The organism is Pseudomonas sp. S36 (assembly GCF_016647875.1).
Taxonomy (GTDB): Bacteria; Pseudomonadota; Gammaproteobacteria; order Pseudomonadales; family Pseudomonadaceae; genus Aquipseudomonas; species Aquipseudomonas parafulva.
Genome location: NZ_JACVVG010000030.1, coordinates 12,291 through 34,857, shown reverse-complemented (window position 1 = coordinate 34,857; position 22,567 = coordinate 12,291). Strand labels below are relative to the sequence as shown.

The following is a 22,567-nucleotide window of genomic DNA, read 5'->3' as shown; positions in this document are numbered from 1 at the left end:
TCCGCCACAACCTGGGCAGGCGGAAGCGCCTCCTAGCCCGCCCGCTGTGCCTGCGCTACATCCATGAAGCCTTGGATCAAACGCAGCCCACGCCGCCGCTCCAGGCAGCCCACCCAATGCTGGTTGACCAGCGCTGCACCGCTCAACGGGCGCACCACCACGCGCGGGTCGTGGGGGGCTTCGGTGGACGAAACGATACCGATGCCCAGCTTGGCGGCCACTGCCTCGACCACGGCTTCCCGGCTGCCCAATTCCAGCAGCACACGCGGTTGTAGCCGCGCCGCGGCGCAAGCCTCGTCGAAGGTGCGGCGGGTAGTGGAACCCTGCTCGCGCAGCACCATGGCCTGCTGATCGAGCCTGCTGAGCGGCAGGTCGCCAGCGCTCGCAGCCCAGGTGTGGCCGGCCGGCAGCAGGGCGCAGATACGGGACTGGCACAGCAGTTGGAGGTAGAGCGCCTTGTGCGGCTCGGTGTCTGTGAGCACTGCCACATCGACGTGCTCGCTGAGCAAGGCCGCCAGGGTTTCACGCGCATTGCCCAGGCGCAGGCTGACGGTGACACCCGGGTGAGCCTGGCGCAGCTGCGCCAGAATCGGCATGACGCGGTGCGGGCTGTCGGCAGCCACCTCCAGGCGCCCACTCAGCAATTGCTGGTTGGCTTCGAGCATGGCCTTCGCCTCGTCGGCCAGGCCGAACATAGCGCGTGTCACGGCTGCCAGCCGCACGCCCGCTTCGGTCAGTTCCACCCGCCTGGCAGTGCGGCGCAACAACGTGACCTGGTAGTGCTCTTCCAGTGCCTTCACATGCCCGGTAACGGCCGGCTGGCTGATGAACAGGCGCGCAGCTGCACGGGTGAAGCTGCCCTCGCGGGCCACGGCGTCGAACGCGCGGAGCTGAAACAAATTCATGGGTATCGGCCTGGCTTATGGCTGGCATCGGAACAAGCAATTTGATTGATGGCCGCACCGATTGCAACCTCATGCCGCAACCACGGCCACTGCTGACGAGGCATCCCCCATGAGCACCGCACCCACTCTTTTGACCCCCGGCCCCCTCACCACGTCCCTGCGCACCCGCCAGGCCATGCTGGTCGACTGGGGCTCCTGGGACGAGGATTTCAACCGCATCACCCACCGCGTGTGCGAACAACTGTTGACCATCGCCAGCGCCAACGCCACCCATCACTGCGTACCGCTGCAAGGCAGCGGCACGTTCGCGGTAGAAGCGGCCATCGGTACCCTGGTACCCCGCGCAGGCAAGGTGCTGGTGCTGATCAATGGCGCCTACGGCCGCCGCATCGCCAACATCTGCCGGATACTCGGGCGCACCTGCCTACCGTTCGAAACCGCCGAAGACCAGGCTGTAAGCGCCGCGCAGGTCGATCGGCTGCTCACTGAGCACGCCGATGTCACCCATGTGGTTCTGGTTCACTGCGAAACCAGCACCGGCATCCGCAACCCGCTGGAGCTGATCGCACAGGTGGTGAGCAGGCATGGCAAGCGCCTGATCATCGATGCCATGAGCTCGTTCGGCGCCATCCCGATAGACGCCAGCAGCACACCCTTCGAAGCGCTGATCGCCGCCTCGGGAAAATGCCTGGAGGGGGTGCCAGGCATGGCGTTCGTGCTCGCCCAGAAGCACGCCCTGGCGGCGGCGACTGGCAATGCCCACTCGCTGGCGCTGGACCTCTGCGACCAGCAGGCCTACATGGCCAGCACCGGCCAATGGCGCTTTACACCTCCCACCCACGTGGTAGCTGCCCTGCACGAAGCCCTGCAGCAATATGCCGAGCAAGGCGGCCTGCCCGCACGGGCGCGCCGCTATACCGAAAACTGCGAACGCCTGCTGCAAGGCATGGCTGAACTGGGGCTGCGCCGCTTTTTGCCCGCCGAAGTCCAGGCACCGATCATCGTCACCTTCCATGCGCCGCGCGATGCCCGCTATCGCTTCAAGGACTTCTACGAAGGGGTCAAGGCCAAGGGCTTCATTCTCTACCCAGGCAAGCTGACCGAGGTGGACACCTTCCGCGTCGGCTGCATCGGCGCGGTGGCGCAGGACCGCATGCAGGCAGCAGTGAACGCCGTGGCAGAGGTACTTCGCGACCTGCACATCCGGCACATCTGACCCCATCGGCTTTTAGGAAACAGCACCCATGAACTACAGCAACCCTGCGCAATTACAAGCCGCCATCCTCGACTGGGCCGGCACCGTAGTCGACTTCGGTTCTTTTGCCCCTACCCAGATTTTTGTCGAGGCCTTCGCCGAATTCGGCGTCAGCCTCACACTGGAAGAAGCCCGCGGCCCGATGGGCATGGGCAAATGGGACCACATCCGCACGTTGTGCAACGTGCCAACCATCGCCTCACGGTATCACCAGGCCTTTGGCCGGCTGCCTACTGATGAAGACGTCACGGCCATCTACCAACGCTTCATGCCCCTGCAGATCGACAAGATCGCACTGCACTCGGCGTTGGTTCCCGGCGCACTGCAGACCCTGAGGCGCCTGCGCGCGAACGGCCTCAAGATCGGCTCATGCTCTGGCTACCCCAAGCGCGTGATGGACAAGGTGGTCGCGCTGGCTGCCAGCAGCGGTTACGTGGCCGACCACGTGGTAGCCACGGATGAAACGCCCAATGGCCGCCCCTGGCCGGCACAAGCGCTGGCCAACGTGATCGCGCTGGGCATCGAGGACGTTGCAGCGTGCGTCAAGGTCGACGACACGCTGCCGGGTATTCTGGAAGGGCGGCGTGCCGGCATGTGGACCGTCGCCCTGATGTGCTCAGGCAACGCCCTGGGCCTGACCTGGGAGGGCTACCAGGCACTGACCAGCGAACAACTGCAGCACCAGCGCATGCGTATCGCGGCCCTGTTCGAAGGCGCGCAACCCCACTACCTGGTCGATACGCTCAACGGGCTGCCGGCCGTGGTGAATGACATCAACCGCCGCCTGGCAGCCGGCGAAATGCCCCAGACGGCGCAGGCCAATGCCCTGCTCGGCAGCCTGGGGTGAAGGCTACTGGGGTAACTGCACCTGCGGCTTGTTGGACACGAAAATCGCCCAGCTGGAGATGAACAGCGCCGCGATCAATGGCCCGATCACGAAGCCATTGAGCCCGAACACCGACAGCCCACCCAGGGTAGATACCAGGATCAGGTAGTCTGGCATGCGCGTGTCCTTGCCCACCAGAATCGGCCGCAACAGGTTGTCCACCAGGCCGATTACCAATACCCCGAAGGCGGTCAATATCACCCCCTGAAGGATCGCACCGGTCATCAGGAAGTAGATCGCCACCGGGCCCCAGACGATGCCCGCGCCCACGGCAGGCAGCAACGACAGGAACGCCATCATCACCGCCCACACCAGCGCACTGGGAATACCCAGTACCCAAAAGATGAAGCCACCCAGCGCGCCCTGGGTAATCGCCACCAGCACGTTGCCCTTGACCGTGGCACGCACCACACGCTTGAACTTCAGCTGCAGGCGGCGCTTCTGGTGCTCAGGCAGCGGCACCGCCATGCGTACGCGCCGAGCCACCTCGGCGCCTTCGCGCAGGAAGAAGAACAGCAGGTACATCATGATGCCGAAGCCCACCACGAAATCGAACGTGCCCTGGCCGAAGCTGAACGCCTGGCTGGCGAGAATCTGGCTGCCCTCCGAGGCCCAGGTGGTGATCTTGTCGCGCAAGGCCCCCAGGTTGCCCATGCCCATGTTGTCCAGGCCCGTCTGGGCGAAGGCCGGCAGCATCTCCTTGCCCCGCGCGACGTACCCGGCAATGTCCAGCTGCCCGCTCTGGATACGCTGGTACAGCGACGCGCCTTCCTGCACCAGCAGGCCGCTGGTGACGATGACCGGCAGTACCGCCACCAGCAGGCAGATCAGCGTGGTCACGCCGGCGGCCACGTTGCGCCGCCGCCCAAAGCGGATCAACAGGTTGCGCTGTAAAGGCGCAAACAGGATGCCAAGAATCACCGCCCAGAAGATGGCGCCGTAGTAGGGCAGCAAGATCCACACGAAGGCGATGGTCACCAGCGCCAGGAGCACTGCCAGGGCTTTGTTCTGCAAAGCGGTTTCGTTCATTTCCGGTCCTCGGAGGGTTACTGGCATATTAGTGCGCGCGGCACCGCCAAAAGTGCCGTTGTTCACTTGATTCAGATCAATAACCTACCCCGCGCCAGGCGCTAGCATCCGCGCCCTTTACCCGGTGCGCCCATGACCCCCACTGCCAAGCCCGAACTGCTGGCTCCAGCCGGTACCCTCAAGACCATGCGCTATGCGTTCGCCTATGGCGCCGACGCGGTCTACGCGGGCCAGCCACGCTACAGCTTGCGGGTGCGCAACAACGAGTTCGACCACGCCAACCTCGCCCTGGGCATCCAGGAGGCCCATGCCTTGGGCAAGCGCTTCTACGTCGTGGTCAACATCGCCCCGCACAACGCCAAGCTCAAGACCTTCCTCAAGGACCTGGCACCGGTGATTGCCATGGCCCCCGACGCGTTGATCATGTCCGACCCCGGCTTGATCATGCTGGTGCGCCAGCACTTCCCGCACATGCCGGTGCACCTGTCGGTGCAGGCCAACACCGTCAACTGGGCCAGCGTGCAGTTCTGGCAGTCGCTGGGGCTTACCCGGGTGATCCTCTCGCGGGAACTCTCGCTCGAAGAAATCGCCGAGATCCGCCAGCAGGTGCCCGACATGGAGCTGGAGGTGTTTGTGCATGGCGCCCTGTGCATGGCCTACTCTGGCCGGTGCCTGCTGTCTGGCTACCTGAACAAGCGCGATGCCAACCAAGGTACCTGCACCAACGCCTGCCGCTGGCAGTACGACGTGAAACCCGCCAGCGAAAACGCGACCGGCGACATCGTGCGCGAAGTGCAACCCACGCTGGGCCTGGGCGCGCCCACCGACCAGGTGTTCCTGCTGCAGGAGAGCAACCGCCCGGGCACCGAAATGCCAGCGTTCGAAGACGAGCATGGCACCTACATCATGAACGCCAAGGACCTGCGTGCCATCCAGCACGTCGAGCGCCTGGCCGGCATGGGTGTGCACTCGCTGAAGATCGAGGGCCGCACCAAGTCGCACTTCTACTGCGCCCGTGCGGTGCAGTCCTACCGCAAGGCCATTGATGACGCCGTGAACGGGCGCCCCTTCGACCGTGCGTTGATGGGCAACCTTGAATCGCTGGCGCAGCGCGGTTACACCGAGGGCTTCCTGCGCCGCCACGTGCACGACGAATACCAGAACTACCAGCGCGGCAACTCAGTGTCCGACCGCCAGCAGTTCGTGGGCGAGCTGACCGGGCAGCGCATCGACGGCCTAGCCGAAGTCAAGGTCAAGAACCGCTTTGCCGTGGGTGATCATCTGGAGCTGATGACGCCACGCGGCAACTATCACTTCGACCTGCACCAGATGTGCAATCGCCAGCAGCAGGCCATTGCAGTGGCGCCGGGTGACGGCCACGTGGTGTACCTGCCGATTCCGGAACAGGTCGCGCTCGAGCACGGCCTGCTGATGCGTGACCTTGCCGATGACGAAGCTGCCAGCTGACAAAGCTGTAATGAATGCGTCAGCAGGCTGACAGGCGCTGCGGGCGAACATGCATCGCAAGCTGCCCCGCCACCGCGCTTGCGTTATGCTGCCGGCCCGGTCGGCGGTATTTCGCCCGCGTCACTCAAGGAGCTTTGATCATGCTGCGCAAACACCTGCTCACGCTGGGCCTGCTGGCCGCCTCCGGCATCGCCCAGGCCGCCGACACCCTTGATGTCTACCGCGACCCGAACTGTGGCTGCTGCAAGGCCTGGATCAGCCACCTGCAGGAAAACGGCTTCACCGTGAATGACCACGTTGAACCGAACATGAGCGCAGTGAAACAGCGCCTCGGTGTGGCGCCACGCCTGGCCTCGTGCCACACCGGCGTGATCAACGGCAAGTTCGTCGAAGGCCATGTGCCCGCCGAACAGGTGCGCCTGCTGGCCGGGCGCAGTGACCTCAAGGGGGTTGCAGTGCCGGGCATGCCTGTGGGGTCACCCGGCATGGAAATGGGTGAGCGCAAGGACGCCTATGAGGTGATCGGGGTCACCCAGCAAGGCGAGGACACCGTGGTCGCCCGCTACTGATGTTCAGCCTGTGGGCGCTGTTTCTCAGCGCCTTTGGCGCCGCTACCCTGCTGCCGCTGCAGTCAGAGGCCGTGCTGGTGGGCTTGCTGCTGCGCCAGCCCGAAGCCTGGGTAACCCTGCTGCTGGTCGCCACCTTGGGCAATGTGTTGGGTTCGGTGGTGAACTGGCTGCTGGGGCGCGCCATCGAGCGCCTGCGCGACAAGCGCTGGTTCCCCTTCAGCCCCGCGCAATTGGCGCGTGCGCAGCGCCGCTACCAGCGTTGGGGGCCCTGGTCGTTGCTGCTCAGCTGGGTGCCGGTGATCGGCGACCCGCTCACATTGATTGCCGGGATCATGGGTGAACCGCTGTGGCGCTTCCTGCTGCTGGTCACACTGGCCAAGGCCGGCCGCTACGCCGTGCTGGTCATGCTCACCCTGGGCTGGTTTCACGCTTGGTAACACCTTCTCGACTACGCCGTGTCCAACGGCTGGTACAGTCGCCGTTTCCTACGTGATCTGACATGGAGTGCCACATGCTGCGCGCAACCGCCCTGGCCCTGACCTGCCTGGCCGGCAGTTCGGCCATTGCCGCTGAATCGCCCACCTACGGTGCCCAGCTCGAAGGGTTCACCTACCCTCACCCGCTCAAGCACTTCGAATTCGAATCCCAGCGCCAGGTGCTGCAGATGGGGTACATGGACGTACCCGCGCAAGGCCAGGCCAACGGCCGCAGCGTCGTGCTGATGCACGGCAAGAACTTCTGCGCCGCCACCTGGGAAACCACCATCGATGCCCTGAGCAAGGCAGGCTACCGGGTGATCGCGCCCGACCAGGTCGGCTTCTGTACCTCCAGCAAGCCCGCGCACTACCAGTACAGTTTCCAGCAACTGGCCGACAACACCCATGCATTGCTGCAGCACCTCGGCATCCAGCAGAGCGCCGTGCTTGGCCACTCCACCGGCGGCATGCTCGCCACCCGCTACGCGCTGATGTACCCACAGCAGGTCACACGCCTGGCCATGGTCAACCCCATCGGTCTCGAAGACTGGAAAGCCCTGGGGGTGCCTTATCGCACGGTAGACCAGTGGTATGCCCGCGAACTCAAGCTGGACGCAGTAGGCGTGCGCGACTATGAGCGCAAGACCTACTATGCCGGGCGCTGGAAGCCGCAGTACGAGCGCTGGGTGCAGATGCTGGTGGGGCTCAACCAGGGGCCCGGGCATGAAGCGGTGGCATGGAACTCAGCGCTGATCTACGACATGATCTTCACCCAGCCGGTGTATCACGAGTTCAAGCACCTGCAGATGCCGACGCTGCTGCTGATCGGTGACAAGGACACCACGGCCATTGGCAGCGATATCGCACCTGCGGACGTGAAGGCGAAGCTGGGCAAGTACGACGTGCTTGGCCCACGCGTCGCCAAGCTGATTCCCCAAGGGGAGCTGATCACCTTCGAAGGCATGGGGCATGCACCCCAGATCGAGGAACCTGTCCGCTTCAACCGCACCCTGATCGACTGGCTGGGGCGCTGAACACCGCGCCTGGCGTCGTCAGGCGAAACGTTGCAGCTGCATTTCCTTCAGCCGGCTGAGGGTACGCTGGTACGGGAAGGCCAGGTAGCCCTCGGTGTACAACTGGTCGAGCGGCACCTGTGCCTCCAGGTACAGGGCCACTCGGCGGTCGTAGCATTCGTCGACCAGGGCGATGAAGCGGCGCACCGCATCGTCCTTGGGCGACAACGCCGGCAACTCCCGGTCACCCGCCGCTACCCGCGCAGCACCGTCTTCGGTACCGCGGGCTATACGGCCGGCCCGCTGCTGCCCACCCAGGGCGGGAATACCCGAGAGCAAAATGGCCGTGAACCCATCGCACAGGGCCATGAACTCGCCGGTCGCGAACGGCTGTTCGCACAGGTTGGCGAATGGGCACCAGATCACGTGCTGGCTGCGACGCAACACCTGCAACCGCCTGCTGCCCATGGCCAAAGGCTGATCGGTACCGGGGTCGCCCGGGCTGAGCTGGCTGAACAGGGCCGCAAACTGGCTGACCTGCCCGGCGGGGACCACCCAATAGCGCTGCCGCTGCGCCCCCGGATGCAAGCGGTGATCCTGCTCGCCCGACACCGACAAGACGTGCATGTGCTGCTCGATTGCCTTGATGGCCGGCAAGAACCGCTCGCGGTTGAAGCCGTCTCGGTAGAGCTGGTCGGGCGGCTGGTTGGAGGTAGCGACGATCACCACGCCGCGGTCGAACAACACTTGGAACAAACGCCCCAGGATGATCGCATCGGCAATGTCATTGACGAACAATTCATCGAAGCACAGCACGCGGATATCGCCGGCCAGCTCGGCCGCCAGCGCGAGCAGAGGGTCTGGGGTGCCGTTGAGCTGGAACAGGCGCTGGTGCACCCAGGCCATGAAGTGGTGAAAGTGCTGGCGCCGGCTGGGCACCTGCAGGCAGCGGTGAAACTGGTCCATCAGCCAGGTCTTGCCACGCCCCACCGGCCCCCACAGGTACAGCCCATCGGGAACGCGGCCGCGTTCGATCATCTCAAAGCAAGCCTGCAGAGCCTGAACGGCGCGGGCCTGGGCGGGGTCGGCAACAAAGCCCTGGGTGCTCAGGGCTTGCTGGTAGAGGGTTTGAGGGTCGTTGGCCATGGCGCATTGTACACGCCCGCGTGCCCGATGCCGGCCAACGCCAACGGGTCAATTGTCGCGGGCCAGCCCCACTTTCAACAGCGCACCGTCCTTGGCATCGGTCAGCACATACAGGTAGCCGTCCGGGCCGACGCGCACGTCACGGATGCGCGCCTTCAGGTCGCCCAGCAAACGCTCTTCGTGTACCACCTTGTCTCCGTCCAGCTGGAGGCGGATCAGCTCCTCGGTGGCCAGGGCGCCAATGAACAGGTTGTGGTCCCAGGCGGTGAACACGGGGCTGTCGTAGAACGCCATGCCACTGACGCCCGGGGATTTCTCCCACACATGGTGGGGGTCGACCATGCCGTCCACATGTTTGCCCTTGGCTTCCGGAATCGGCAGCATCGAATAGTTGATGCCGTGGGTCGCGATCGGCCAGCCGTAGTTCTTGCCCGCCGCCGGAATATTGATTTCATCCCCGCCACGCGGGCCGTGTTCGTTGGTCCACAGCTTGCCCGTCCACGGGTTCAGGGCTGCGCCCTGCTGGTTGCGGTGGCCGTAGGACCAGATCTCGGGGCGTACGTTTTTCTGGCCAACAAAGGGGTTGTCCTTGGGCACCTCGCCGTCCGGCAAAATGCGCACAATCTTGCCTTGCAGCTTGTCCAGGTCCTGGGCGGTGGGGCGCTGGTTGTTTTCGCCCAGGGCAATGAACAGGTAACCGTCGCGGTCGAAGACCAGGCGCGAGCCAAAGTGGTTGCCCTCGGACAGCTTCGGTTGCTGGCGGAAGATAACGGTGAAGTTTTCCAGGCGGGCGCGGTCCTCGGACAGTTGCCCACGGCCCACCGCCGTACCCCCCTTGCCGTCATCGCCTTGTTCGGCGTACGACAGGTACAGGGTGCGGTCCTTGGCGAACGTGGGTGACAGCACCACATCCAGCAGGCCACCCTGGCCCTCGGTCCAGACCTTCGGTACCCCGCTGATCGCCGGCCCCACCTTGCCTTCGGCGCTGATGACCCGCAGGTTGCCCATGCGCTCGGTCACCAACAGGTCCTTGCCGCCCGGCAAAAATGCCAGCGCCCACGGGTTGCGCAAGCCATCGGCGACGGTGTCTACGGTCAGCGTGCCTTCTTCACTTTTGAACGTCTGCTGCGCGGCGGCGTGGGCCAGCAGCGGTGACAGTGCAGCGGCGGTGAGGGTGACTAGCCAGGTTGCTCGGGACATGCGGGGTTCCTTAGGGCAAGTGCTTGGTATAGGGCTCAAGGCGCGCGCGGGTTGTCGCGCGGGGGCCGCGTGGGTTCGAGGTTGGGGGCTTGCTGCTGGCGGCGCAGGTTGTCGCCGTTACCGATCCCGCGGTTGTCCAGCGTGGGCGGGCGTTGTGCGGGCTGCGTGGAAGGGCCACGTACCGCAGGCGTTGCCGGAACGCTGCCCTGGCGGCTGTTGGGGTTGGCGCGCTGGATGGGGCTGTTGTAGGGGTTGTTGCTGCCTGCGACAGGCTGCAGCCCGGGTTGTGGGGCTGCCTGCACCGGCAGGCAAAGGGCTGCACCCAGCAATAGCATGGCAAATTGGGGTTTCATGCTCCACCTCCTGTACGAAAACGCTGCGCCTGGGGGTTTTGATAGCCTACGGCGCAAAGGGTTCGGGTCAAAAGGCTGAATGCGGGCGGAGATGATTCCTGATGTTTCTGGGGGGCGGTTGTGGCGGGGGCCGCTTTTGCGGCGCATCGCGAGCTGGCGCTCGCTCCTACGAAAGCAGGAACGGGCACCGGCTCGGGGCGGGCGCCAGCTCGCTAGGCGCCGCGAAGGTGGGTGCTCAGTACGCCAGGCTCCAGGTCAAGGTGTACGTTCGCCCGCGCCCCTGGTAGTCGTACAGGTAAGCCGGCCCGTAGGTAGGCGAATAGAACAACGCAGCCCGCTGCCCCCACACCGTGCTGTACTGTTTGTCCAGCAGGTTCTGAATACCGGCGCTGAAGGTGCCAAAGCCTGTGTCCTGGCTGCCCAGCAGGTCGAAGGTGGTGTAGCCGTCGATCGTGTGCCCGGCATCGTCCTTCAGGCTGAACGCCCGGTTGGCCTGCAGCCGTGCGCTGCGGCCATCGTCCTTCCAGCCGACGAATGCTGTGGTCTTGGACAGCGAGGCATAGCGGGCATCACGCTTGATCCAGCCGCCACCGGCCGCCTCTTCTTCGGAACGGGTCATGTGCAAGGTGCCACCCGCCTCCCAGCCGCTCTGGAAGTGACGGGTAAGCGCGCCCTCGAAACCAAAATCACGGCTCTTCTGGGCCTCTACGTCAATGGTCAGCGTTTGCGAATCGACGTTGATGATCTTGTCCGACCAGATGTAATACAGCGCCGCCTGCGCATCCCATTGCAGGTCCGCGTAGCGCCAGCCCAGCTCCACCTGGCGGCTCTTGATACCGGCCAGGGGGTTGTCACCCACGCTCAGGCCAGGCTTGCCGTAATACTTGGCCGGGTCCGGCAGGTCGAAACCCTCGCCGTAGTTGGTCCACAGCTGGTGGCCGTTCTTGAAGTCGTAGATGGCCCCGAGGTTGTACAGGTTGACCTGGTAATCGTTACTGCCCCCCGGCACCCCCTTGAAGTTGCCAACATCCACGTCCATCTGCTGACGCCGCGCGCCGCCGGAGAACGTGAGGTTGTCCGTGGCATGCCAGTCCAGCTGCCCGTAGAACGACACGCCGTCCACCCGGTAGCTGGGGTAGCGTGCCGCCTTGCCGGCCTTGTCCAGGTCCAGGCCACCGGTGGCGGACGAGGTGCGGGCGTCAAAGGTGGTCTGGTCGGCATTGAACCGCTCGCGGTCAACGTCCACGCCATAGGTGAGCTTCAACGTGTCCCACTGTTTGGCGAACAGCCCCTTAAGGCTGGTGACCTCGAAGTTCTGCTGGGACCCGGCAAAATACACCCCACGTGAACCGGTCGGCGCACCGCGGTTGTAGTAAGGGAACGGGTAGAAATTGTCGGCTTCCTTGCGGTAGGACGCTTGCAGGTAGAAGTCCTGGCCCAGCACGTCGCTGTGGTGGTAGTTGGCGTTGAGCAACAGGCGCCGGGTGCGCGGGTTGAGGTCTGACGAATAGCCGCTGCGCAGTTCGGCGTCCTCCAGGTCCGACGGTGCGTTGTACTTGAGGTTGGGGAACCAGATACCGGTGCTGCCGTGGTTGCCCGAATCGTAGTACTGCGCCAGCAGGTCCAGGCTTTGCTGGTCGTTGAACTGCATACCCACGGTACCCAGCAGGTCCAGGGTGCGGTTGTACTGCAGGTCGGTCTGGGTGTTGTCGATGAAGATCTGGTCGCCCGCACCGTCGTAGAAGGCTTCGTTCTGCTCCCCGGACACACCCAACCGTGCGTTGAAGCGGTCGTTGCCGCCACTGACCGACTGGGCGAAGCGGGTGGCGAGGTCGTCGCTGTTGTTGAAACCGCTGCTGGCGCCAAGCTGGGTTTCGAAGCGCGCCGGCCCGGGCTCGCCCTTCTTGGTCACGATATTGATGATGCCGCCGGTGGCGCCGCCCCCGTAGATGGCGCTGGCGCCGGACAGCACTTCCACACGCTGGACGTTGAAGGGTGAAATGCTGTCGAACTGGCGCGACAGCCCACGGGAGCTGTTCTGGCTGACCCCATCGATCATCACCAGCACGTTGCGCCCGCGCATGTTCTGGCCATAGTTGGTCCGCCCTTCCGGGGCCAGGTCCAGGCCGGGGACCAGCTTGCCGATGGCCTCCTTGAGGCTTACGCCACTGTCGATCTGCTCGCGCAGCTGCTGCTGGTCAACCACCCAGACGGTACCTGGGATTTCGGCGATGGCGGTGCTGGTGCGCGACGCCACGCTGACCTCGATGGGCTTGAGGCTCACAGCCTGCGGCGGGGCATCAGCCTTGCGCAAGGTGATGGTGCCGGCATCGGTGAACTGCCAGCGCAGGCCACTGCCTGCCAGCAGCACTTGCAGCGCCTGCTCCACACCGTACTGCCCCTGCAGGGCAGCACTGGTACGGCCAGCGACGTCGGCCGTGGTGTACAGCAGGTGCACACCCGCCTGGTCGGCAAAGGCCGTCAGGGCCTGGTCCAGGGGCTGGGCGGGGACGTTCAGCTGCACCTGTGTGGCCTGCAGTGGCGCAGGCTGCGCAGCGCTGGCGGCCTGTAACTGCAGCGGGCCGACCAGCAAAGCCACAGCGCTGCAGGACATCAAAGCATGATGGAGGTAACCGCCGCGGCGGTTGATGGGCATGGGCTTCAAATGCACGATTGAGCTTCCAGGCAAGTCGTCAATGGGAAGAGGTTGCTGATCAGTCCCACTACGACGATCTGGCCTGGAAGAACTTGCAGTCCCCATTGAAAGTATTTTTCAGTTAGCCCGCACAGGCGGCTTAACGCACTACCGCCAACCATGGCAGGTAGGTGACTGTCAGGCCGTAGCGCTGTTCCAGGGTGCGCAGCAACGCCTGAGGGTCATCGAGGTCGAACACCCCGCTGACCTCCATGGCTGCCAGCTGGCTGTTTGAAAGCACGATGCGACCATGGCGGTAACGCTCCAGCTCTTCCAGCACCTGGCCCAGCGGCCTGCCATTGAAGATCAGCTTGCCCCGTTGCCAAGCCATTTGCGTGCTGGCATCACTGGCGACTGCCACAGGCTGCCCCCCGACCTGCGCAGTGCCTTGGGCCAGGACCACACCGCCATCGCGGCGCACACTGAAGCGTGCGGCATCGCCGCGCACCGGCTGCGTCGCCGTTTCGACCACAAAAGGCCGCGCCCCGGGCGCAGTCTCGAACAGCGCCTCGCCTGCCACCAGCACCACGCGCCGCTCGTGCTCGTCAAAGGCCACGTCAAGGGCGCTGGCGCTGTTCAATGTTACCCGCGTGCCATCGGCCAAGGTGATGACCCGGCGCTCACCTACGCCCGTGTGGTAGTCGGCCAGCAGCGCGGGCGCCTGCTGCCAAACCACCAGCGCTGTCATCAGCGCGGCCACGGATGCAGCCACACCCGCCTGCTTCAACCAGCCCCGACAGTGGCGCAGGGCATGCCCGATATACTTGGCCACCATGCTTTCGGACACCCCCAGGCGCTGGGCTACCTGCCGTTGCGTCAGCCCTTCCACCCGGTTCAACAGCAATGCCTGACGCGCGTTGGCCGGCAGTTGCAACAGCGCCTGGTCAAGAATCTGCAAGCGTTCATGGGCCAGCAACGCCGCTTCCGGCGGGGGTGCCTGGCAGGCCACGTTCACAACGCCCTCACCTTCATCGTGGCACGCTGCGATCCGCCGCTCTCGCCGCAAGGCATCGATCGCCAGGTTGCCCGCCACCCGGAAGATGAAGCTGCGCGCATGCAACACCGGAACCGCCTGGGCGTCGATTTTAACCAGCTTCAGGTAGGTTTCCTGAGCCACATCCGCAGCACGCTGGCGGTCGCTCATGCGCCGGGTCAGAAACCGCAACAGGTCGTCATAGTGCTCCTGGAAGCTCGCCAGCAAGCCCGGCGCGGGGGAGGTCAGCATGGGTTCGGCCACTGCACGTTAGGAGGAATTATCGGGCGTTAATGAGAAACAGTATCTTTCATCTACGTTGTCACTTTCAACGCCGACGCGCATTTGCCACACTGCCCGCACTCCCCAGGCAAGGTTCGCACCTCATGACTGCCCGCTTCTACCGTACAACCCGCTCGTTCATGGTACTGGTAATGGTCACCGCCCTTGGCGCCTGCGCCATGCTGCAGCCCCGCGAGCCGGTTAATGTCAGCGTGATCGGCATAGACCCTTTGCCCGGGCAAGACCTGGAGCTGCGCATGGCCGTGAAAATGCGGGTGCAAAACCCCAACGAAACGCCCATCGACTACAACGGCGTTGCCCTCAACCTGGAAGTGAACGGCCAACCGCTGGCCGCAGGTGTCAGCGACCAGCACGGGCAGATCGGGCGTTATGGCGAAGCCGTGATCGAGGTACCGGTGAGCATCACTGCGTTTTCTTTCCTGCGCCAGGCCTATGGCCTGGGCAAGCTCGACGGGCTGCAAGGGCTGCCGTACAAGTTGCGCGGCAAGCTGGCCGGCGGGCCGCTGGGCACCGTACGCTTCACCGATGAAGGCAAGCTGGACCTGCCCAAGGGCACCGACTGGTAGGTCCCCGTATGCCGGCTTAGCGGCCGGCGTTGGCTGCGGCCATCAGCTTGTTGACTTCGCTGCGGACCATGTTGCCGTACTCGGGCGGCGTCATGTTGTCGAGCTCGTTGCGCACCCACTCTGCCCACTTGCCCTTGCGCCTGGGCTTCTCGGCGATCAGGCGCGCCGCTTCACCCTTGGCCTTGCCCAGGTTGGCCTGCCACATTTCGAACAGGCGCGCCTTCTCGGCCTCGATCTGCGCCCGTTCCTCGAAGCTCATGTTGGCGAGGTTGAAACTCATGGATCACCTGCTAGCTGTAAATGGCGGCTATCTTACACCAACGCGCCAACAGCGATTGGAAGCAACTTTTACGGCGCACGAGTATCCATTGTTCTAACAACCCATAGACGAGGAGCATGGCATGGCCCGTAAAAATGCCGCTGCAGCCGACAGCGATCAGATCAAGGACCAGGTATTCAGCGAGTTGCAGGCGCTGATCGAAGAATCGGAAAAACTGCTCAACGACAGCGCTGCCCTGGTGGGCGAGGAAGCGGAAACCCTGCGCGCCCAGGTCAGCCTGAAACTGCGCCAGGCCCGCGAAGCGGCCGGCAACGTGCGTGACAAGGCCCAGCCGATGGTAGACGCCACCCAGGACTACATCGGTGGGCACCCGTGGCAGACCGTTGCCATTTCGGCAGGCGTTGGCCTGGTGGTTGGCCTGTTGCTGGGCCGCCGTGACTGACCCCCTGGCCGCCTGGCAACCGTCAGGCGGCTTGCGCCATGGGGATACCGCTGTGAAAGCGCAGCTCCTGGTCGGGTGACTGGATAAGCTCCACTTCCGCGGCGCGTACCAACTCCACACGGCGAGCAATATCCGCCTCATCACCGTAAAGGTGCGCCAGCTTCAGGTAGCCCTGGTAATGGCGTGCCTCACTCTTGAGCAGGCCGTGGTAAAAGCGGCCCAGCTCGTCATCCAGGTACGGCACCAGGGCCGCGAAGCGCTCACAGCTGCGCGCTTCGATAAATGCCCCCACCACCAGCGTATCCACCAACTTGACCGGTTCGTGGGCCCGCACCATGCGCCGCAGGCCAGACGCGTAGCGCCCTGCCGACACCGGCCGCAAGGGCACTCCACGGCGTTTCATCAAGCGCAGCACCTGTTCGTGATGCACCAGTTCCTCTCGCGCCAGGCGCGACATCACGTTGATCAGGTCCAGGTGGGTGTTGTACTTGGCGATCAGGCTGAGGGCCGTGCTGGCAGCCTTGAATTCGCAGTTCTTGTGGTCGATCAACAGCGTGTCCTGATCGGCCAGCGCCGCCTGGATCCAGGCGTCTGGCGTGGGGCAGCCGAGAAAGGCGTCGATTTCAGGGATCAGGGACATGAGCGGGCAACCACACAGAACAGGCAGGGCCGGCGATTATAGCGGCGGCGGCGGCCTGCGTCAGTGGCTATGCTTGATATACGTCAAGCGCCCGCGGGGCAAGCGCCGACTATAGTCAGGCACCGGTTGCCAATCTCGAAGGGAGTCTACGCCCATGCAAGCCGTCCGCAGCATTCTCGTCGTGCTCGACCCTGAGCACGCCCACAGCCGGGCTTTGACCCGAGCCAAACTGATCGCCAGCGTCACGGGCGCGCGCCTGCACCTGCTGATGTGCGACAAGCGTCACGAACACAGCGCGGTGCTGAGCCTGCTGAGCAGCCAACTGCACGATGACGGGTACGACAACGTTACCCACGAGGAGGCCTGGCGCGGCACGCTGCATGACACCATCATCCACGTGCAGCAAGCCGAGGGCTGCGAGCTGGTGATCAAGGAGCACCGGCCCGACAACCCGCTCAAGCGCGCCCTGCTCACCCCCACCGACTGGAAGCTGTTGCGCCACTGCCCCTGCGCGGTGCTGATGGTGAAAAGCGAGCGGCCCTGGACCGAGGGCAAGATCCTGGCAGCGGTGGACGTCGGCAACCAGGATGACCACCACCGGCGGCTGCATGCCGCCATTGTCGACCACGGCTATGACATTGCGGCGCTGGCAAAGGGCGAGCTGCACGTAATCAGTGCCCACCCGTCGCCGATGCTCTCCGCGGCCGACCCGGCCTTCCAGCTGAGCGAAACCATCGAGCAGCGTTACCGGGATGCGTGCAAGGCCTTCCAGGCTGAATATGACATCAGCGAGGACCGTCTGCATGTGGCCGAAGGGCCAGCGGACGTGCTGATACCCCACGTGCAGAAAAAGCTCGACGCCGTGGTGACGGTGATCGGTACGGTGTGCCGAACGGGTATCAATGGCGCTTTGATCGGCAATACATCGGAGGTGGTGCTGGATACGCTGGAAAGCGATGTACTGGTGCTCAAAAGCGAGGAAGCCAGCGCGCACCTGGCGCAACTGGCACGCTCAGCATAACTGGACGGTGTGGGCTGCCTCCGTGCGTTACTGGAGGCAGCCCACTGACCGGTTTCAGCCCAACGCCTCCTTCACTTTCGGGTCCAGCCCCTCCCCGGCATGTTCGTCGATCCACGCCAGCAATTGCCTGCGCATCGACGGTGTCCAAAAGCTATGAAGGTGCTGGCGTACCCCTTGCACGGCCAGCGCCCGGTTAGGTTCGCTGTCGAAATAATGGGCAATCTGGTTGGCCATCTTCACCAGGCTGTCATTGCTCATTGGCGCACCTCGGCTTTCTCCGCTTTGCGGCGCTCCTGCAGCAGGCGCCGCTGTTCGTCACTGAAGTCCTGATAACGCTTCTGCCACTGCGACGGTTGGAACACCTTCACCACTTCCACCGCCGTGACCTTGTATTCAGGGCAGTTGGTGGCCCAGTCGGAGTTGTCGGTGGTGATCACGTTGGCCCCGGACTCGGGGAAATGGAACGTGGTGTACACCACCCCCGGCGCTACCCGCCCGCTCACACGGGCGCGCAGCACCGTTTGCCCGGCCCGGCTGCCGATGCCCACCCAGTCACCGTCCTGGATACCCCGGCTCTCGGCATCGGTGGGGTGGATTTCCAGGCGGTCGGCGTCGTGCCAGGCCACGTTGCCGGTGCGCCGCGTCTGCGCGCCCACGTTGTACTGGCTAAGGATGCGCCCGGTGGTCAGCAGCAACGGGTAGCGCCCGTTGACCTTCTCGTCGGTAGGCACGTACCCGGTGAGCATAAAACGGCCCTTGCCGCGCACAAACTGGTCGATGTGCATGGTCGGCGTGCCATCGGGCGCGGCATCGTTGCAGGGCCACTGCAAGCTGCCGTGGCGTTCGATCTCGGCGTAGCTCACACGGTGGAACGACGGCGTCAGGCGGGCGATTTCGTCCATGATCTCGGACGGGTGGCGGTAGTTCATCGGGTAGCCCAGTGCGTTGGCCAAGGCCACGGTGGCCTCCCAGTCAGCCTTGCCGGCCAACGGCTCCATCACCTTGCGCACCCGCGAAATACGCCGTTCGGCATTGGTAAAGGTACCGTCCTTCTCAAGGAACGAGCTGCCGGGCAGGAACACGTGGGCGAACTTGGCGGTTTCGTTGAGGAAGATGTCCTGTACCACCACGCATTCCATGGCCAGCAAGGCTGCGGTCACGTGCTGGGTATTCGGGTCACTCTGGGCAATGTCTTCGCCCTGGCAGTACAGCGCTTTGAAACTACCGTCCAATGCGGCTTCGAACATGTTCGGGATACGCAGGCCCGGGTCGGGCTGCAGGGTCACGCCCCAGGCCTGCTCGAACTCGGCGCGCACGCTCTCGTTGGAAATATGCCGGTACCCGGGCAGCTCATGGGGGAACGAGCCCATGTCGCACGAACCCTGCACGTTGTTCTGCCCGCGCAGCGGGTTCACCCCTACCCCTTCGCGGCCGATGTTGCCGGTGGCCATGGCCAGGTTGGCGATCCCCATCACCGCCGTGCTGCCCTGGCTGTGCTCGGTCACCCCCAGGCCATAGTAGATGGCCGCGTTGCCGCCGGTGGCGTACAACCGGGCGGCCGCGCGGATCTCTGCGGCGGGTACGCCACAGACCGGGCCCAGTACCTCAGGGGCGTTTTCCGGCAGGCTGACGAAGTCGCGCCAGCGGGCGAAGTCCTCGGTTTCGCAACGGGCGTCGATAAAGCGCTGGGCCAGCAGGCCTTCGGTGACCACCACATGGGCCAGGGCGTTGAGCATGGCCACGTTGGTGCCTGGGCGCAGTTGCAAGTGCAACTCGGCGCGGGCATGGGGCGAGTCCACCAGGTCGATGCGCCGTGGGTCGATCACGATCAGCCGGGCACCCTGGCGCAAGCGGCGCTTGAGCTGCGAGCCGAACACCGGGTGCGCATCGGTTGGGTTGGCTCCAATCACCAGCACCACGTCGGCCTTCATCACCGAGTCGAAGCTCTGTGTACCCGCCGATTCCCCCAGCGTCTGCTTGAGGCCATAGCCGGTGGGGGAATGGCACACCCGCGCGCAGGTGTCGACGTTGTTGTTGCCGAACGCCGTACGCACCAGTTTCTGTACCAGGTACGCCTCTTCGTTGGTGCAGCGGCTGGAGGTGATGCCACCGATTGAATCACGCCCGTATTTGAGCTGGATGCGGCGCAGTTCGCTGGCGGCGTAGGTGACCGCTTCTTCCCAGCTCACTTCCTGCCACGGGTCTTCCAGGCGCTTGCGGATCATGGGCTTGGTGATGCGGTCCGGGTGGGTGGCGTAACCCCAGGCAAAACGCCCTTTCACGCAGGCGTGGCCATGGTTGGCCCCGCCGTTCTTGTCCGGCACCATGCGCACCAGCTGGTCGCCTTTCATCTCGGCGCGGAACGAGCAGCCCACGCCGCAGTAGGCGCAGGTGGTGATCACCGCGCGTTCCGGCTGGCCCAGCTGCACAAGGCTCTTTTCGGTCAGGGTTGCCGTCGGGCAGGCCTGCACGCAGGCACCGCACGACACGCACTCGGAACTGAGGAAATCATCGCCACCGGCGGCCGCCACCCGGGACTCGAACCCACGGCCGGTGATGGTCAGGGCAAAGGTGCCCTGGATGTCCTCGCACGCCCGCACGCAGCGGCTGCACACGATGCACTTGCTGGGCTCGTAGTTGAAATACGGGTTGGAAAGGTCCTTCTTTTCGGCCAGGTGGTTGGCGCCGTCGTAGCCATAGCGCACCTCGCGCAAGCCGACCTGCCCGGCCACGGTCTGCAGCTCGCAGTTGCCATTGGCCGAACAGGTCAGGCAGTCCAGCGGGTGGTCGGAAATGTACAGCTCCATCACATTGCGCCGCAGGCCCGCCAGGCGCGGCGTCTCGGTGCGCACCACCATGCCTTCGCTGACCGGGGTGGTGCAGGAGGCCGGGTAGCCGCGCATGCCTTCGATTTCCACCATGCACATGCGGCACGAACCGAACGCCTCCAGGCTGTCGGTGGCGCACAGTTTGGGAATGCTGGTGCCCAGCATGGCCGCAGCGCGCATCACCGAGGTACCGGCCGGCACGCTGATGGCACGGCCATCGATGTTCAGGCTGACCTGCACGTCGCTGTCACGGGCTGGGGTACCCAGGTCGGTTTCCGGGTCGAAGTAGTTGATCATTGCGCGGCCTCCGTTTGGGTCAGCCCGAAATCGGCAGGGAAGTACTTGAGGGCGCTGGCCACCGGGTAGGCAGTCATGCCGCCCATGGCGCACAGCGAACCGTACTGCATGGTGTCGCACAGGTCGCGCAGCAGCAGCGCGTGGTCGTGGCGGTCGGTGATGTCCTGGCTGGCGATCAGCCGGTCTACCACCTCCATGCCACGGGTGGAACCGATGCGACACGGGGTGCACTTGCCACAGGACTCTTCGGCGCAGAACTGCAGGGCAAACCGCGCCATGCTGGCCATGTTCAGGGTATCGTCGGCCACCACCACCCCGCCGTGGCCGAGCATGGCGCCCATGGCGGCGAACGCTTCGTAGTCCAGCGGCGTGTCGAAGTGACTGGGCGGCACCCAGGCGCCGAGCGGGCCACCCACCTGCGCGGCCTTCAGCGGCCGGCCGCTGGCAGTGCCGCCGCCGTAACCCTCCACCAGCTCACGCAGGGTCAAGCCGAAGGCCCGCTCCACCAACCCGCCGTGGCGAATATTGCCGGCCAACTGGAACGGCATGGTCCCCAACGAGCGCCCCATGCCGAAGTCGCGGTAGAACGCCGCGCCCTTGGCCAGGATGATCGGCACCGAGGCCAGGGTGAGCACGTTGTGCACCAGCGTCGGCAGGCCGAACAACCCCTCGAGCGCCGGCAGCGGCGGCTTGGCACGCACAATGCCGCGCTTGCCTTCTATGGATTCGAGCAACGCGGTTTCTTCCCCGCAGATGTACGCACCGGCGCCTACCCGTACCTCCAACTCGAACGCCTTGCCACTGCCGGCGACGTTGGCACCCAGGTAGCCCGCCTGCCGCGCGACCACGAACGCCTGGTTCAGGGTCCTGATGGCATCGGGGTATTCGGAACGCACGTAGATGTAGCCCCTGTCGGCGCCCACGGCCAGGCCTGCGATGATCATGCCTTCGATCAGCAGGAAGGGGTCGCCTTCCATCAGCATGCGGTCGGCAAAGGTACCGGAGTCGCCCTCGTCGGCATTGCACACCACATACTTCTGCCCACCGGCAGCGCCCCGCACGGTACGCCACTTGATACCTGCCGGGAACGCAGCGCCACCGCGGCCGCGCAGGCCCGAGTCGAGCACGCTGGCGACCACGTCATCGCCCTTCATCGCTACCGCCGCTTCCAGGCCGGCAAAGCCGCCATGGGCGCGGTAATCCTCCAGCGACAGTGGCCGTGTAATGCCAGCGCGGGCGAACAACAGGCGTTGCTGGGTTTTCAGGTAGGGGATGGCTTCCACCGGGCCGAGTGCCAGCGCATGGCCAACCGCCTCGCCAAGCAGTGCGTCGAACAACGACGGCACATCCTGCGGGGTCACCGGGCCAAAGCCGACGCGGCCCTGCACACTGTCACACTCAACCAAGGGCTCCAGCCAGTACAGGCCGCGGGCGCTGGTGCGTTGCACATCAAGCGGCAACTGCCGCTGCAGGGCCTCGCGCTGCAGTGCGTCGACCACTTGGTCAGCCCCCACAGCACGGGCTACCGAATCACAAGGTACGTACACCGTCAGCATGCTGCGTCCTCCCGGCAACCGTTCACCAGTTCACGCAGGCGCTCAGGGGTGAGCCGTGCGTGCACCTGCCCGTCCAGCTCCAGGGCCGGCGAACAGGCGCATGCGCCCAGGCAGTACACAGGGCGCAGGCTGATGGCACCGTCTGCGCTGGTGCCATGGTCGTCCAGGGCCAACTGCTCGCGCAATTGTGCGGCCAAGGCTTCGGCACCGCGGCTCTGGCACGACTCGGCGCGGCAAAGGCGCAGGGTGTGGCGGGCTGGCGGTGTGGTGTGGAAGTCGTGGTAGAAGGTGATCACCCCGCGCACCTCGGCCTGGCTGAGGTTCAGCGCATGGGCGATTTCGGCGACGGCGGCGTCGGGGACAAAACCGATGTCCTGCTGGATGGCATGCAGGATCGGCAGCAACGCGCCAGGGGTGCCCTGGTGGCGTGCCAGAATACGTTCAACGGCGGGTAGGTGAAGCAGTTCATCAGGCATACAGCGGACCTCGGCATCACGGCCCCGCCCCTGTTGTTATGTTGGCGGGTGCCGGCGTGTTCTGCTGCGGCGCGCCGGCCACGTCACGGTTGCGTGGTACTGGCGGCCTCCGTGCCCCTGTTCATGTGTCTACGCACACTGATACGGGGGCATCCTGAAAGCATGGCACTTGTGGGCGCAAGCGGATGCGT

Annotated in this window: 22 protein-coding genes; 9 read left to right on the top strand and 13 right to left on the bottom strand. The window is 64.8% G+C overall.

Going from position 1 to position 22,567, the window contains the following annotated elements:
* Positions 1-32 precede the first annotated feature (32 nt).
* Positions 33-905, bottom strand: coding sequence for a LysR substrate-binding domain-containing protein (locus IAE36_RS16775; RefSeq protein WP_201213552.1), 873 nt, complete (start codon positions 903-905; stop codon positions 33-35).
* Between the two features lie 109 nt (positions 906-1,014).
* Here IAE36_RS16775 and IAE36_RS16770 point away from each other — a divergent pair, with 109 nt between their 5' ends.
* Together IAE36_RS16770 and phnX are read left to right on the top strand one after the other, a co-directional pair.
* The gene (locus IAE36_RS16770; protein ID WP_201213551.1) at positions 1,015-2,121 is read left to right on the top strand and encodes a 2-aminoethylphosphonate--pyruvate transaminase; all 1,107 of its coding nucleotides are present in this window, start codon (positions 1,015-1,017) and stop codon (positions 2,119-2,121) included.
* 28 nt (positions 2,122-2,149) lie between these two features.
* Positions 2,150-3,007 carry a phosphonoacetaldehyde hydrolase gene (gene phnX, locus IAE36_RS16765; RefSeq protein ID WP_201213550.1) on the top strand — a complete coding sequence of 286 codons (858 nt, stop codon included), beginning with the start codon at positions 2,150-2,152 and terminating at the stop codon, positions 3,005-3,007.
* Between the two features lie 3 nt (positions 3,008-3,010).
* On the opposite strand, the gene IAE36_RS16760 is transcribed toward phnX, so the two are convergent.
* Positions 3,011-4,075: an AI-2E family transporter gene (locus tag IAE36_RS16760; RefSeq protein WP_028632564.1), complete on the bottom strand. Its 1,065-nt coding sequence runs from the start codon at positions 4,073-4,075 to the stop codon at positions 3,011-3,013.
* A 132-nt stretch (positions 4,076-4,207) separates the two neighbouring features.
* Between IAE36_RS16760 and trhP the strand changes: the two genes are divergently transcribed.
* The 4 genes from trhP (at position 4,208) to IAE36_RS16740 (ending at position 7,621) form a co-directional block, all read left to right on the top strand.
* Positions 4,208-5,542, top strand: coding sequence for a prephenate-dependent tRNA uridine(34) hydroxylase TrhP (gene trhP / locus IAE36_RS16755; protein ID WP_201213549.1), 1,335 nt, complete (start codon positions 4,208-4,210; stop codon positions 5,540-5,542).
* A 140-nt stretch (positions 5,543-5,682) separates the two neighbouring features.
* The gene (locus IAE36_RS16750) at positions 5,683-6,111 is read left to right on the top strand and encodes a DUF411 domain-containing protein (protein ID WP_060483487.1); all 429 of its coding nucleotides are present in this window, start codon (positions 5,683-5,685) and stop codon (positions 6,109-6,111) included.
* A complete protein-coding gene (locus IAE36_RS16745) occupies positions 6,111-6,548 on the top strand; it encodes a YqaA family protein (RefSeq protein WP_028632561.1) in 438 nt (145 codons plus the stop codon). The genes IAE36_RS16750 and IAE36_RS16745 overlap by 1 nt, the downstream gene beginning before the upstream one ends.
* A gap of 74 nt (positions 6,549-6,622) precedes the next feature.
* Positions 6,623-7,621: an alpha/beta fold hydrolase gene (locus IAE36_RS16740; protein WP_201213547.1), complete on the top strand. Its 999-nt coding sequence runs from the start codon at positions 6,623-6,625 to the stop codon at positions 7,619-7,621.
* 18 nt (positions 7,622-7,639) lie between these two features.
* Here IAE36_RS16740 and zapE read toward each other — a convergent pair whose 3' ends face one another.
* The 5 genes from zapE to IAE36_RS16715 all read right to left on the bottom strand — a co-directional run bounded on the left by zapE (position 7,640) and on the right by IAE36_RS16715 (position 14,219).
* A complete protein-coding gene (gene zapE / locus IAE36_RS16735) occupies positions 7,640-8,746 on the bottom strand; it encodes a cell division protein ZapE (RefSeq protein WP_201213545.1) in 1,107 nt (368 codons plus the stop codon).
* Between the two features lie 48 nt (positions 8,747-8,794).
* Positions 8,795-9,946, bottom strand: coding sequence for a PQQ-dependent sugar dehydrogenase (locus IAE36_RS16730; RefSeq protein ID WP_028632558.1), 1,152 nt, complete (start codon positions 9,944-9,946; stop codon positions 8,795-8,797).
* A 35-nt stretch (positions 9,947-9,981) separates the two neighbouring features.
* Complete coding sequence (locus IAE36_RS16725) at positions 9,982-10,299, bottom strand: hypothetical protein (RefSeq protein ID WP_201213543.1); 318 nt, start codon at positions 10,297-10,299, stop codon at positions 9,982-9,984.
* A 235-nt stretch (positions 10,300-10,534) separates the two neighbouring features.
* Positions 10,535-12,955 (bottom strand): TonB-dependent siderophore receptor, encoded by a 2,421-nt coding sequence (locus IAE36_RS16720; RefSeq protein ID WP_201213577.1) that lies wholly within the window; start codon positions 12,953-12,955, stop codon positions 10,535-10,537.
* A gap of 139 nt (positions 12,956-13,094) precedes the next feature.
* A complete protein-coding gene (locus IAE36_RS16715; RefSeq protein WP_201213541.1) occupies positions 13,095-14,219 on the bottom strand; it encodes a sigma-70 family RNA polymerase sigma factor in 1,125 nt (374 codons plus the stop codon).
* 134 nt (positions 14,220-14,353) lie between these two features.
* Here IAE36_RS16715 and IAE36_RS16710 point away from each other — a divergent pair, with 134 nt between their 5' ends.
* Positions 14,354-14,836 (top strand): LEA type 2 family protein, encoded by a 483-nt coding sequence (locus IAE36_RS16710; protein WP_201213539.1) that lies wholly within the window; start codon positions 14,354-14,356, stop codon positions 14,834-14,836.
* 16 nt (positions 14,837-14,852) lie between these two features.
* Here the strand turns inward: IAE36_RS16710 and IAE36_RS16705 are convergent, their stop codons facing one another.
* Positions 14,853-15,116, bottom strand: a complete 264-nt coding sequence (locus tag IAE36_RS16705; protein ID WP_028632553.1) for a hypothetical protein — start codon at positions 15,114-15,116, stop codon at positions 14,853-14,855.
* A gap of 121 nt (positions 15,117-15,237) precedes the next feature.
* On the opposite strand from IAE36_RS16705, the gene IAE36_RS16700 reads away from it, so the two are divergent.
* The gene (locus tag IAE36_RS16700) at positions 15,238-15,558 is read left to right on the top strand and encodes a DUF883 family protein (RefSeq protein ID WP_028632552.1); all 321 of its coding nucleotides are present in this window, start codon (positions 15,238-15,240) and stop codon (positions 15,556-15,558) included.
* Between the two features lie 22 nt (positions 15,559-15,580).
* On the opposite strand, the gene IAE36_RS16695 is transcribed toward IAE36_RS16700, so the two are convergent.
* Entirely contained in the window at positions 15,581-16,198 is a 618-nt protein-coding gene (locus tag IAE36_RS16695) for a tRNA-(ms[2]io[6]A)-hydroxylase (protein WP_201213537.1), read from the bottom strand.
* A gap of 154 nt (positions 16,199-16,352) precedes the next feature.
* On the opposite strand from IAE36_RS16695, the gene IAE36_RS16690 reads away from it, so the two are divergent.
* A complete protein-coding gene (locus IAE36_RS16690) occupies positions 16,353-17,219 on the top strand; it encodes a universal stress protein (protein WP_028632550.1) in 867 nt (288 codons plus the stop codon).
* Positions 17,220-17,273: 54 nt separating this feature from the next.
* Here IAE36_RS16690 and IAE36_RS16685 read toward each other — a convergent pair whose 3' ends face one another.
* From IAE36_RS16685 to IAE36_RS16670, 4 genes are read right to left on the bottom strand one after another with little or no spacing between them, the layout of a single operon-like run.
* On the bottom strand, positions 17,274-17,477 hold the full coding sequence (locus tag IAE36_RS16685; RefSeq protein ID WP_028632549.1) for a formate dehydrogenase subunit delta: 204 nt from the start codon (positions 17,475-17,477) through the stop codon (positions 17,274-17,276).
* Positions 17,474-20,344 (bottom strand): formate dehydrogenase subunit alpha, encoded by a 2,871-nt coding sequence (gene fdhF / locus IAE36_RS16680; RefSeq protein WP_201164468.1) that lies wholly within the window; start codon positions 20,342-20,344, stop codon positions 17,474-17,476. Before fdhF ends, IAE36_RS16685 begins: the two co-directional genes overlap by 4 nt.
* Positions 20,341-21,900 (bottom strand): formate dehydrogenase beta subunit, encoded by a 1,560-nt coding sequence (locus tag IAE36_RS16675; protein ID WP_201213536.1) that lies wholly within the window; start codon positions 21,898-21,900, stop codon positions 20,341-20,343. Before IAE36_RS16675 ends, fdhF begins: the two co-directional genes overlap by 4 nt.
* Positions 21,894-22,376, bottom strand: a complete 483-nt coding sequence (locus IAE36_RS16670; RefSeq protein WP_028632546.1) for a formate dehydrogenase subunit gamma — start codon at positions 22,374-22,376, stop codon at positions 21,894-21,896. The genes IAE36_RS16675 and IAE36_RS16670 overlap by 7 nt, the downstream gene beginning before the upstream one ends.
* Positions 22,377-22,567: the final 191 nt, after the last annotated feature.

What these genes read in the sequence shown, in the direction of transcription:
- IAE36_RS16775 (WP_201213552.1), bottom strand. Translation starts at nt 905, where the DNA reads ATGAATTTGTTTCAGCTCCGCGCGTTCGACGCCGTGGCCCGCGAGGGC.
- IAE36_RS16740 (WP_201213547.1), top strand. Translation starts at nt 6,623, where the DNA reads ATGCTGCGCGCAACCGCCCTGGCCCTGACCTGCCTGGCCGGCAGTTCG.
- IAE36_RS16760 (WP_028632564.1), bottom strand. Translation starts at nt 4,075, where the DNA reads ATGAACGAAACCGCTTTGCAGAACAAAGCCCTGGCAGTGCTCCTGGCG.
- IAE36_RS16675 (WP_201213536.1), bottom strand. Translation starts at nt 21,900, where the DNA reads ATGCTGACGGTGTACGTACCTTGTGATTCGGTAGCCCGTGCTGTGGGG.
- IAE36_RS16770 (WP_201213551.1), top strand. Translation starts at nt 1,015, where the DNA reads ATGAGCACCGCACCCACTCTTTTGACCCCCGGCCCCCTCACCACGTCC.
- IAE36_RS16745 (WP_028632561.1), top strand. Translation starts at nt 6,111, where the DNA reads ATGTTCAGCCTGTGGGCGCTGTTTCTCAGCGCCTTTGGCGCCGCTACC.
- IAE36_RS16710 (WP_201213539.1), top strand. Translation starts at nt 14,354, where the DNA reads ATGACTGCCCGCTTCTACCGTACAACCCGCTCGTTCATGGTACTGGTA.
- IAE36_RS16690 (WP_028632550.1), top strand. Translation starts at nt 16,353, where the DNA reads ATGCAAGCCGTCCGCAGCATTCTCGTCGTGCTCGACCCTGAGCACGCC.
- trhP (WP_201213549.1), top strand. Translation starts at nt 4,208, where the DNA reads ATGACCCCCACTGCCAAGCCCGAACTGCTGGCTCCAGCCGGTACCCTC.
- IAE36_RS16730 (WP_028632558.1), bottom strand. Translation starts at nt 9,946, where the DNA reads ATGTCCCGAGCAACCTGGCTAGTCACCCTCACCGCCGCTGCACTGTCA.
- IAE36_RS16685 (WP_028632549.1), bottom strand. Translation starts at nt 17,477, where the DNA reads ATGAGCAATGACAGCCTGGTGAAGATGGCCAACCAGATTGCCCATTAT.
- phnX (WP_201213550.1), top strand. Translation starts at nt 2,150, where the DNA reads ATGAACTACAGCAACCCTGCGCAATTACAAGCCGCCATCCTCGACTGG.
- IAE36_RS16695 (WP_201213537.1), bottom strand. Translation starts at nt 16,198, where the DNA reads ATGTCCCTGATCCCTGAAATCGACGCCTTTCTCGGCTGCCCCACGCCA.
- zapE (WP_201213545.1), bottom strand. Translation starts at nt 8,746, where the DNA reads ATGGCCAACGACCCTCAAACCCTCTACCAGCAAGCCCTGAGCACCCAG.
- IAE36_RS16670 (WP_028632546.1), bottom strand. Translation starts at nt 22,376, where the DNA reads ATGCCTGATGAACTGCTTCACCTACCCGCCGTTGAACGTATTCTGGCA.
- IAE36_RS16700 (WP_028632552.1), top strand. Translation starts at nt 15,238, where the DNA reads ATGGCCCGTAAAAATGCCGCTGCAGCCGACAGCGATCAGATCAAGGAC.
- IAE36_RS16725 (WP_201213543.1), bottom strand. Translation starts at nt 10,299, where the DNA reads ATGAAACCCCAATTTGCCATGCTATTGCTGGGTGCAGCCCTTTGCCTG.
- IAE36_RS16705 (WP_028632553.1), bottom strand. Translation starts at nt 15,116, where the DNA reads ATGAGTTTCAACCTCGCCAACATGAGCTTCGAGGAACGGGCGCAGATC.
- fdhF (WP_201164468.1), bottom strand. Translation starts at nt 20,344, where the DNA reads ATGATCAACTACTTCGACCCGGAAACCGACCTGGGTACCCCAGCCCGT.
- IAE36_RS16720 (WP_201213577.1), bottom strand. Translation starts at nt 12,955, where the DNA reads ATGCCCATCAACCGCCGCGGCGGTTACCTCCATCATGCTTTGATGTCC.
- IAE36_RS16750 (WP_060483487.1), top strand. Translation starts at nt 5,683, where the DNA reads ATGCTGCGCAAACACCTGCTCACGCTGGGCCTGCTGGCCGCCTCCGGC.
- IAE36_RS16715 (WP_201213541.1), bottom strand. Translation starts at nt 14,219, where the DNA reads ATGCTGACCTCCCCCGCGCCGGGCTTGCTGGCGAGCTTCCAGGAGCAC.